The 9,295-nt window shown below is 52.6% G+C and carries 13 protein-coding genes; 11 read left to right on the top strand and 2 right to left on the bottom strand.

Annotation, left to right across the window (positions count from 1 at the left end; all coding sequences use genetic code 11):
• Window positions 1-130 precede the first annotated feature (130 nt).
• From mobB to J7M22_06655, 3 genes are all read left to right on the top strand, one after another.
• The gene (mobB, locus tag J7M22_06665; GenBank protein ID MCD6506292.1) at window positions 131-745 is read left to right on the top strand and encodes a molybdopterin-guanine dinucleotide biosynthesis protein B; all 615 of its coding nucleotides are present in this window, start codon (window positions 131-133) and stop codon (window positions 743-745) included.
• Between the two features lie 100 nt (window positions 746-845).
• Entirely contained in the window at window positions 846-2,060 is a 1,215-nt protein-coding gene (gene yvcK / locus J7M22_06660) for a uridine diphosphate-N-acetylglucosamine-binding protein YvcK (protein ID MCD6506291.1), read from the top strand.
• A 20-nt stretch (window positions 2,061-2,080) separates the two neighbouring features.
• Window positions 2,081-2,914, top strand: coding sequence for a DUF4111 domain-containing protein (locus J7M22_06655; GenBank protein ID MCD6506290.1), 834 nt, complete (start codon window positions 2,081-2,083; stop codon window positions 2,912-2,914).
• Here J7M22_06655 and J7M22_06650 read toward each other — a convergent pair.
• Both J7M22_06650 and J7M22_06645 read right to left on the bottom strand, forming a co-directional pair.
• Entirely contained in the window at window positions 2,856-3,527 is a 672-nt protein-coding gene (locus J7M22_06650) for an endonuclease III (protein ID MCD6506289.1), read from the bottom strand. The two genes, J7M22_06655 and J7M22_06650, sit on opposite strands and share 59 nt — an antisense overlap.
• A 1-nt stretch (window position 3,528) precedes the next feature.
• Window positions 3,529-4,314, bottom strand: a complete 786-nt coding sequence (locus J7M22_06645; protein ID MCD6506288.1) for a LamG domain-containing protein — start codon at window positions 4,312-4,314, stop codon at window positions 3,529-3,531.
• A gap of 415 nt (window positions 4,315-4,729) precedes the next feature.
• Between J7M22_06645 and aroC the strand changes: the two genes are divergently transcribed.
• From aroC to aroQ, 8 genes are all read left to right on the top strand, one after another.
• Window positions 4,730-5,905 (top strand): chorismate synthase, encoded by a 1,176-nt coding sequence (aroC, locus tag J7M22_06640; GenBank protein ID MCD6506287.1) that lies wholly within the window; start codon window positions 4,730-4,732, stop codon window positions 5,903-5,905.
• Window positions 5,893-6,423 (top strand): shikimate kinase, encoded by a 531-nt coding sequence (locus J7M22_06635; GenBank protein ID MCD6506286.1) that lies wholly within the window; start codon window positions 5,893-5,895, stop codon window positions 6,421-6,423. Before aroC ends, J7M22_06635 begins: the two co-directional genes overlap by 13 nt.
• A gap of 29 nt (window positions 6,424-6,452) precedes the next feature.
• Window positions 6,453-6,704, top strand: coding sequence for a DUF4258 domain-containing protein (locus J7M22_06630; protein ID MCD6506285.1), 252 nt, complete (start codon window positions 6,453-6,455; stop codon window positions 6,702-6,704).
• A gap of 26 nt (window positions 6,705-6,730) precedes the next feature.
• The gene (locus tag J7M22_06625; GenBank protein ID MCD6506284.1) at window positions 6,731-6,973 is read left to right on the top strand and encodes a DUF2283 domain-containing protein; all 243 of its coding nucleotides are present in this window, start codon (window positions 6,731-6,733) and stop codon (window positions 6,971-6,973) included.
• A gap of 78 nt (window positions 6,974-7,051) precedes the next feature.
• Entirely contained in the window at window positions 7,052-8,158 is a 1,107-nt protein-coding gene (aroB, locus tag J7M22_06620) for a 3-dehydroquinate synthase (GenBank protein MCD6506283.1), read from the top strand.
• 16 nt (window positions 8,159-8,174) lie between these two features.
• Window positions 8,175-8,327: a hypothetical protein gene (locus J7M22_06615; protein MCD6506282.1), complete on the top strand. Its 153-nt coding sequence runs from the start codon at window positions 8,175-8,177 to the stop codon at window positions 8,325-8,327.
• A 57-nt stretch (window positions 8,328-8,384) separates the two neighbouring features.
• Window positions 8,385-8,630 carry a hypothetical protein gene (locus J7M22_06610; protein MCD6506281.1) on the top strand — a complete coding sequence of 82 codons (246 nt, stop codon included), beginning with the start codon at window positions 8,385-8,387 and terminating at the stop codon, window positions 8,628-8,630.
• Window positions 8,578-9,012, top strand: a complete 435-nt coding sequence (gene aroQ / locus J7M22_06605; GenBank protein ID MCD6506280.1) for a type II 3-dehydroquinate dehydratase — start codon at window positions 8,578-8,580, stop codon at window positions 9,010-9,012. The genes J7M22_06610 and aroQ overlap by 53 nt, the downstream gene beginning before the upstream one ends.
• Window positions 9,013-9,295 lie beyond the last annotated feature (283 nt).

Genomic DNA, 9,295 nt, shown 5'->3' with positions numbered 1-9,295 from the left:
GGGTATGGAACTCTTTATTTGAATCCTCATCAAATGGGGGAAGAGACAACCTTGAGAAGGTAGAATCCCTTATGGATCAAGCCTTCTCAAAAGCTGCGTAATTTCTAAACGATAATATGAGCGATATAAAATGAGAAATCCCATACCCATCATATCCATAATCGGCCGAAGTGGTTCGGGTAAGACAACCCTTATGGAAAGGCTAATAGCCGCACTCAAATCCAGGGGGATCAAGGTCGGAGCGGTCAAGCACGCCCCTCACGGCTTTGATCTCGATATCGAGGGAAAGGACAGCTGGAGGTTCCATCGAGCAGGCGCTGACGGGGTGCTGATCGTCTCAGATGATCGTATGGCCTATTACGGGCATCCATCTACCGATGATATCTGGGACGTGATATGCCGTTTCATGGGCGATCTCGATCTGATCCTGGCCGAGGGATTCACCCAAAAGAGGTTTCCGAAGATACTCGTGGGGGAACCGGAGAAGGAGGTGAGAGAGGAGGAGGTGATGTTGAAGGTGGATGACGCCTTACAAGCAGACGTTGAAGGGATCTGCGATTCTATCGTCCGCCTCATCGAAACGGAGCATGATTCCGATACTAAAGTTGAGCTCACTGTAGATGGAAGGCGCGTGCCGCTCAACAGGTTCACGCAACGGGTTATGTCGAACGTGATCAGGGGAATCGTGACGGCGCTCCACGGCGTGGAGAGAGCAAATGAGATCGAGGTGAAGCTCAGGGGATAGGTCATTTATAGTCATTAGGTCATTTGGCTTCACCGTCACTTAATTAATAGCTACAAATGACTATAAATGACAACAAATGACTGTAAAAGCGAGGTGAGGTATGATGATCAAAGGTCAAAAGTTGGTCTGTATAGGAGGGGGAACAGGATTATCGACCCTGTTGAGAGGTATCAAGGGATATATAAACGCGGAGATGCCGGGGCATGAGGTTATAGATCTGGATAATCTCGCCGCTGTGGTCTCGGTGGCGGATGACGGCGGCAGCTCAGGTAAATTGATAGATGAATTTGGGATCTTACCGCCTGGAGATATCCGAAACTGCATGGTCGCCCTTGCGAGCGAGTCCGAGCTGATGACACAGCTTTTCAGTTTCAGGTTTGAGAGCGAAGGGTCACTTGGCGGACACAGCCTCGGCAACATTCTGATCACCGCCCTGACCCAGATGAACGGCGGCAATTTCCCGAAGGCGATCGAATTGGCCTCCAGAGTTCTCTCCATAAGGGGCAGGATACTCCCCGTCAGCTTGGACAATACTATCCTATGCGCTGAGCTTATGGACGGCTCAGTCGTTGAGGGAGAATCCTCCATTCCCGATCGGATCAACAGGGAACCGATACGAAGGGTTTTCCTCAAACGGCGTAATGGGGATGAGAACATGCCGTGTAAGGCGTATAGGGAGGCCGTGAACGCTATCCTTGAGGCCGATGCCATCGTCATGGGACCCGGAAGCCTTTATACCAGCGTAATGCCCAATCTCGCCCTGCCCGAGATCGCCTTGGCGTTGAGGAGATCGGATGCCTTGAAGATCTACGTCTGTAATGTCATGGCTGAGCCAGGCGAGACCGACGGATATTCCGTCTCAGATCACGTTCAGGCGATTCTAGATCACGCCCCGATAAATCTGGATTACGTCGTCGTCAACAGCGGGATAGCATCGGAGGAGCTCATAAGACAGTACGTGCGCGAGGAGCTCGTCGAACAGTTCAACAGGATCAAATCGCAGGCTCAAGAAGCGATAGACGCCCTCGATTCGCCTGAATGTAGGCTGGAGGAGTTGACAGAGATAGCGACTAAGATAGCCGATCTCTCAAGAAGCACCTCAGATCTTATCGATCCATCAAAGGTTCAGGTGCTCTACAGAGAGGAGATAGACGGCCCCAGGCTCGAGGGGATAAAGGTCATACAGGAGGATCTGATAACCGAGATGGAGATAACGGAAAGCCATGGCGGCGAGGTGATCAGAAAGAAGGTGATCAGACACGATCCGATCAAGCTGGCCGGTGTCCTGATCAGGATCGTAGGCGGGGCTGTTTGATCCTCTGATGGGAGTCTCAGATGTACGGATGGGAAAATTGTCCTGAGGCCGTTCGAGATCAGGTCGAACGGCTCCTTTTCGCCCTCCGGAAGATACTGAAAGGTGACCTTATCGGTCTTTATCTACACGGATCGCTCGCCATGGGATGCTTCAACCCGAAACGGAGCGATGTGGATCTACTCGCCGTGACGAAACGGGGGATGGAGGTTGAGGAAAAGCGAAAGGTAGCTCGGCTTCTGTTGCGTCTCTCCGGTTCCCCTTCCCCCCTTGAGATAAGCTTCCTAAGTCAGGCCGAGCTCAACCCTTGGAGGTATCCGACGCCCTTCGATCTCCACTATAGTGAGGAGTGGAGGAATCAGTATATCGAAGGGCTCCAAAGCGGGGAATGGAGGAACTGGAACGATAGACGGCTTAAGGACGAAGATTTAGCCGCCCACATAACGATCACCATCAACAGGGGGATATCTCTCCATGGACCACCACCGGAGAAGGTCTTTCCGATGATACCGGAGGAGGATTACATAGCTTCCATCCTGAGCGACCTTCAATGGGCGTGTGACAGAATGAGAGAAGATCCCGTATACGGCATCCTGAACCTATGCAGGGTTTACCTCTACCTTCTCGAAGGAAGGATCTCCTCGAAGGAGGAGGCCGGTTCTTGGGCGATCCTGAGCCTGCCCGGTGAATTTCAGAATATCCTCCTCCAGGCGCTGGAGATCTACAAGGGCGATCGGAGTGAGGATCAGTTTGACGATACCCTTTTGAAGCGGTTTGTCTCATATATGCGGAGGCGTGTCAGCGAGTTGAGAGATACCAGTCACAAAGACCGGTTAAAGGACAGATGTGGCATTTAGGATTCCTGGCCGTGCAGATCGTCCTGCCGAACCTTATGAGATTTACGTGAAAGGAAAACCCCTTACCCTTCGGTATGAGGGGGTTAAGCAGACGATGGGCTTTATCAGCCGGGGTTTTTCGGGGAAGAAGCCCAAGCCGCTTGCTGATCCTCAATACATGCGTGTCCACCGGGAAGACATCCCTCCCTAGTGCGAAGACTAAAACGATATAGGCTGTCTTGAGGCCGATCCCCTTATGCTTCGTCAGGAGAGAGATAACTTCCTCATCATCCATGTCCCTGAGAAAATCCAGGTTAAGCTCGCCTTTCTCCTTTTTAAGCCATCTGAGGAAATCCTTGATGACCTTGCTTTTCTGCTTTGATAGTCCACCCGATCTTATCGCGTAGGCGATCTCACTTTCATCCGCCTCCAGCACATCCTCCCATCTCGGGAATCTGCTTTTGAGGGACATAAATGCCCTGCTGCTGTTAACGTCGTTCGTGTTTTGCGAAAGTATGGTTCTGATGAGACAATCCAGGGGGTCCTCGAGATCGTCAAGCTCAGGAACCCCCTGGTGTTCCTCCAGTATCCTCGCTATTTTCTCTATCTTGCCTTTCAAGTTCGAGGCGTTCACCTTATCTGATCTTCATCCTGGCCCATGTGATTGGCAACATGTTGGCTCCGGGCTCTAATCCCAGAACGCTGGCCCATCCCTTGGTCAGCTGTTTTATCTCGTCATCGCTCAGCGCCCTTGAGAAGAGGACTATCTCGTCCATCGCTCCCGTATAGGGTTCAGGACCGTATTTTAGCTGCAAAGGGTTGCCCGGCGTCTGTATCTTTCCGCTCCATTTGGCGTCCCAATCGGCCCCACCGCTGGTAAGAGCCTTTGGTTCGGGCACGCCGTCGATGTAGAGCTTCATCGTCTCACCATCGTAAACGCCGGCTATGTGGTACCACTGCCCCTGTTTCAGCTTCGTCGTTCCGTAGAACCCAGGCGATATTCCCCTATCGGTCCAGATCCTGAACGACCAGCCGTCCGGAACCGGCTCGGAGTTGGATTGATCCTCCAGCAGATACGCCTCTTGCCTTCTGGGGCCTGTATCAGAGGACCCATCCACCCTGAACCAGCCGGCTATGGTAAGCGCATCGGTGATGCTGTTAAGGCTATCCGAGACATCGACGTCGATGCTGCCGCTACCTTTACACAACACAGCCTTACCGAATTTCCCGTCAGTCCAGTCAAACGGCCCGTTGAACCTACCATCGTTGCCGTTCCCTGAGGAATCCTTGACGACATCTCCCTTCCCCTCATCGCACAGCCACAGTCCCACAAGGGCCGGATCGTCCGGGTCCAAGGCCAAGCATAACCCGGCGAAAAGCATAACCCCTGCGAGAGACAAAACGATTGATGATTTAAACATGGCGACCTCCCCTTATGGATCTGAGACTTTCGGATCTTCCAATAGAGATTTTACACCTTAGCGTCGAGGATGTCAATTCACGGCTCATCCCCCACCGTTGACCGGCCGACTGGTATCGGATATACTATATATACCGATTCGCTCATATTATCGTTAAGTGTAGCAGAGATCTGAGAGGTCAGAAGTGCTTATTTCTCAGAATTGGAAGGAGGCAGGAAACAGGAAGCAGGAGGCAGGTTTTCCCACGCTTATGAGCTTGCTCATGCCGGTCGCAATACGCCCTACGCAATACGTCTCTTTCCTTGTCCCCTTGTCACCCTGTCTCCCCTACTTCCTGCTTCCAGTCTCCTATCGGTGATACTGTTACATTCAGAGGAAATTTGAGCGTACCGATTAAATTTGGGGATTTAAATTCATGCTGCGCAAACTTGAGTTTCTCACCGCCGGTGAATCGCATGGCAGGGCTTTGATAGCCGTTCTGGTCGGTATCCCGGCAGGGCTGAAGATAGATGTGGAGGATATAAACGGCGACCTGAGGCGAAGGCAAGGGGGATATGGCCGCGGCGGCAGGATGAGGATCGAGAGGGATTCGGTACAGATCATCTCAGGGATCAGGAACGGGGTAACCCTGGGATCACCGATATCGATGATGATATCAAATAAAGACTGGATCAACTGGGCTCAAGTTATGGAGCCCGATCCGAGCCGGTTCTCCCCTGATCGCGCCGATGAGAGGAAGGTCACCTGCCCCCGCCCCGGTCATGCCGATCTGGCCGGAGGAATCAAATACGGCCATAAGGACCTCCGAAATGTCCTTGAACGTGCGAGCGCCCGTGAGACCGCCGCGAGGGTTGCCGTCGGAGCCCTGACAAAGCAGTTCCTGAGGGAGTTCGGGATAGCCATCAGGGGGTATGTCATCCAGATCGGAGATGTGAAGGCCGAAAGGGATAGATTTGATTTGGACAGGGTCGATTCATCCCCACTCAGATGCCCCGATCCGATGGTTGAAGGTGAAATGATCCGGAGGATCAATGAGGCGCGGGAGAAGGGGGATTCGATCGGCGGGGTCTTTGAGGTGATCGCACGGGGAGTTCCCGTGGGACTGGGAAGCCACGCCCACTGGCATCTCAGGCTCGACGCCAGGCTCTCCGCGGCTTTGATGAGCATACCGGCGATAAAAGGGGTCGAGATAGGAGCGGGATTCAAGGTGGCGGAGAAGCCAGGCTCGTCGGTGCATGATGAGATATTCTACTCATCCGAGAGGGGATTTTACAGATCCACCAACAACGCCGGAGGAATCGAAGGGGGGATCTCCAACGGCGAGGAGATCGTCGTGAGGGCCGCCATGAAGCCCATCCCGACCCTTACCCGTCCGTTGCGTTCGGTGGACATCGAAACCAAATCGCCCGTCGAGGCGTCAAGGGAACGATCGGATGTCTGTGCCGTCCCGGCGGCGAGCGTCGTAGGGGAAGCTATGGTAGGGCTGATCCTCGCTGATGCGATGCTCGAAAAATTCGGCGGCGACTGTATGAGAGAGACCCTCCGCAATTTCAACTCCTACGTCGAGGGGATCGAGAGATGGCCAACATAATCCTGGTGGGATTCATGGGCACGGGTAAGACGGCCGTCGGCCGGAAACTGTCGCACATCCTGAGATATCCCCTGATAGATACTGACGACCTTATCGAAGAGGAGATCGGCGTGAGCATACCGGAGATCTTCAACCGGTTCGGCGAACCCTTTTTCAGGGAGGTGGAATCCCAGGTGGTGGAGAGGGTCTCGAAGCTGGATGCACACGTCATCTCGACCGGCGGAGGCGTGGTGCTTAGAGAGGAGAACCTGAAAAACCTCAGACGCAACGGAATCATCTTCTGTCTCAATGCAACGCCGGAGGAGATCTGGAGGAGGGTGTCATCCGAAAGCCATCGGCCGCTCCTGAACGCGCCCGATCCGATGGGGAGGATCAGGAAACTGCTGGCTAGGAGGGCTCCCTTCTATGCCAAGGCCGATTTCCAAATAGAGACCACCGGCCGTTCGATCGAGGAGATAACGGAGGAGATCCTGAAGATCTTCCGATCAGAGGTCAGATATGAGATCGGTCAGCGTTAACCTCGCTGAAAGGAACTGGGAGTTTAGTTATGGCAATTCGTATTCATCCGCACGCTAAAGAACGTATGAAGGAACGTGGTGCTACTGAGGACGAAGTAGTCGCTACGATAGAAAAAGGCGAATGCTTTCCGGCCAAATTTGGACGGACCGGCTTTCGTCGCAACTTTTCATTTGAGGACAGACGGCGTGGGAAACACTATCACACCAAGCAGGTTGAGGTTTACACCGTTCGAGAGGATAACGAGTGGGTTGTGATCACCGTGATTACGCGTTACTTTTAAACGCTTAAAAATGAGGAGGCGATGTTATGAAGCTTACGTATGATCCTCGTTATAATATCGCTTATATCCGTTTTGGAGAGAAGACGGCTGAAGTGGAGACGATACGGATAAGCGAAGAGTTAAACATAGACCTAGCTCCGGATGGAACGATTTATGGGATCGAACTGTTAAATGCCAATCAACAGCTACGACGTGCCGATATGGGTAAACTTTTAATATTCAACGAAGCCACTAAGGAACAATTTGAACTGCCCTTGGCATTGGGTTAAAGCTCATGGCTGCGTAAGCTTGAGTTTCTCACCGCTGGTGAATCACATACCAGAGCTTTGACAGATCAGAGGTCAGACGTGAGATCGGTCAGCGTTAACCTCGCTGAAAGGAGCTACACGATACATATCGGAAGCGGCCTGCTGGATGAATTGGGAGGAGTCCTGGCTCAGATCGATCTGCCACGAAAGGTTGGGGTGTTCACCAACCCGGAGCTCTCCGGCTACGGGGAGAGGGTGATCGGAAGTTTGAAACGGGCCGGCTTCGATCCCTGGCTCTGCCTCGTGCCCTCAGGCGATGAACATAAATCCCTCGAAGAGGCTTCCAGGCTTTATGGGGTGATGCTGGATCACAGGATGGACAGACGATCAGCTTTGGTGGCGTTGGGAGGGGGAATGATAGGGGATCTGACCGGGTTCGTCGCCGCAACCTATATGCGTGGGATACCTTTCGTTCAGGTGCCCACCACGCTCCTTGCCCAGGTCGATGCGAGCGTTGGTGGAAAGGTGGCGGTCAATCATCCCAAGGCGAAAAACCTGATCGGAGCCTTCCATCAACCGAGGTCCGTGATCATCGATCCTGAGACGTTGAAAACTCTCTCCGACAGGGACTTGCGCTCCGGCATGGCCGAGGTGATAAAGCATGGTCTGATACTGGATGAGGGTTTCCTTCGTCTGATAGAGGAAAACGTCGAAAAGGTAAGCTCGCCCGATATGGATTTCATGGAGGAGATGATAGCCCGTTCATGCAGGATCAAAGCCGATGTGGTCGAGCGGGACGAGCGTGAAGGGGGACTGAGGGCGATCCTGAACTTCGGGCATACCATCGGCCATGCCGTCGAGACGGCAACCGGATATGAGAGGTTCAGACACGGGGAGGCGGTCTCAATCGGTATGATCTGCGCAGGGCTCATCTCGTTGAGACGAGGGAAGCTCAGGGAGGAGGATTTGGAGAGGATGTACCGTCTGCTTGATCGAATCGGCCTTCCGACCCGCGTGCCGACCGATCTGGATCTAAGAGGGCTTCTGGAGATCATCCGTCACGATAAGAAGGTGAAGGCCGGGAGGTTGAACTTCGTCCTCCTCGATGGGATCGGAAGGGCAAAGATATACGACGATGTGACGGAGGAGGAGATACTAGCTGCTATGGAGAACACTTCGTACTTCGCAAATCCCATAAGCGTATGAGCAAGGGGATAAGGTTATGAAAATATATCTGGATACATCGGTGATATCCGCCCTTTTCGATGATAGAAATCCAGAGAGAAAAGCGTTGACTGAGGAGTTCTTCTCAAAGATCGGAGCTTATAGTACCTACATATCTGAGCTTACCATCGCAGAAATAGAAAAGACTTGAGAAACTTGAAACATGTGGAAATAATTGCACCGGGAGAGCTGCTATAGAGGTAAAAATATGAAGATGGAAAAGATCATAAGGATAAAAAACGAGATTGAAAAGGAATTTCCAGGTGATTTTGCACTACAGCAAGTACATATAGCGAGGAAATTACTTTCCGAGGAAGCAAGGGAAAGGGGGATAAGTCTCTGGGAATATATCAAGACGCAGGCAGAAGAAGCAAAACGTAGTGCAACATGGAGGCTCGTGGATGAGGATACTGGTGATACACGGACCGAATCTCAACCTGTTGGGAAGGCGTGAGCCTGAGGTTTACGGATCTCAGACGCTGGATGAGATAAACGAGAAGCTCCGTCGCAGGGCGGAGGAGTTAGGGGTGGAGCTGAGGATAATCCAATCGAACTATGAAGGGGAGATCGTCACGGCGATAGGCGAGGCGATGGATTGGGCCGACGGGATCATCATCAACCCGGCGGCCTACACTCATACGAGCGTGGCGATAAGGGACGCGATCGCCGCCGTGGGATTGCCGACCATCGAGGTGCATATATCGAACGTCTTCAAACGAGAGCCCTTCAGACATCATTCATACATCTCCCCTGTTGCCACTGGGGTTATATCGGGTTTGGGATCTTATGGATATATTTTGGCTTTAGAGGCGATCATGAAGCTGTTGAAAGGATAAACTTCTGTCGGCTCTCTGATCACGTGGAGAACTAGCGGCTATGATTATGACTCTCCGGTTACCTTTACTTGCCAATCCCTTGGGAGGTGAGGTAAAATACATCCTGTAAAATGACGGCAGGAGCCCCTCAGCAGTTGACCGAAAGCGTGTCAAAGTAGGAACGAGGAACTAGGAGCGAGGAACGAGGATTTTTATCTCCTCGTTCCCGGTTCCTTTCTCCTCGTTCCTCCTCTGCACACAGGGCTTCAAGGCTAAGGCGGGTGTTAAGCCGCCTGCTGACGGT

This window comes from Candidatus Poribacteria bacterium, from assembly GCA_021162805.1.
Lineage (GTDB): Bacteria > Poribacteria > WGA-4E > B28-G17 > B28-G17 > JAGGXZ01.
Note: the sequence above shows the minus strand (reverse complement) of the source record. Positions and strands in the feature narration are given on the sequence as shown.

Coding starts and splice junctions, on each gene's coding strand:
- mobB (MCD6506292.1), top strand. CDS start 131: ATGAGAAATCCCATACCCATCATATCCATAATCGGCCGAAGTGGTTCG.
- yvcK (MCD6506291.1), top strand. CDS start 846: ATGATGATCAAAGGTCAAAAGTTGGTCTGTATAGGAGGGGGAACAGGA.
- J7M22_06655 (MCD6506290.1), top strand. CDS start 2,081: ATGTACGGATGGGAAAATTGTCCTGAGGCCGTTCGAGATCAGGTCGAA.
- J7M22_06645 (MCD6506288.1), bottom strand. CDS start 4,314: ATGTTTAAATCATCAATCGTTTTGTCTCTCGCAGGGGTTATGCTTTTC.
- aroC (MCD6506287.1), top strand. CDS start 4,730: ATGCTGCGCAAACTTGAGTTTCTCACCGCCGGTGAATCGCATGGCAGG.
- J7M22_06635 (MCD6506286.1), top strand. CDS start 5,893: ATGGCCAACATAATCCTGGTGGGATTCATGGGCACGGGTAAGACGGCC.
- J7M22_06630 (MCD6506285.1), top strand. CDS start 6,453: ATGGCAATTCGTATTCATCCGCACGCTAAAGAACGTATGAAGGAACGT.
- J7M22_06625 (MCD6506284.1), top strand. CDS start 6,731: ATGAAGCTTACGTATGATCCTCGTTATAATATCGCTTATATCCGTTTT.
- J7M22_06615 (MCD6506282.1), top strand. CDS start 8,175: ATGAAAATATATCTGGATACATCGGTGATATCCGCCCTTTTCGATGAT.
- J7M22_06610 (MCD6506281.1), top strand. CDS start 8,385: ATGAAGATGGAAAAGATCATAAGGATAAAAAACGAGATTGAAAAGGAA.
- aroQ (MCD6506280.1), top strand. CDS start 8,578: ATGAGGATACTGGTGATACACGGACCGAATCTCAACCTGTTGGGAAGG.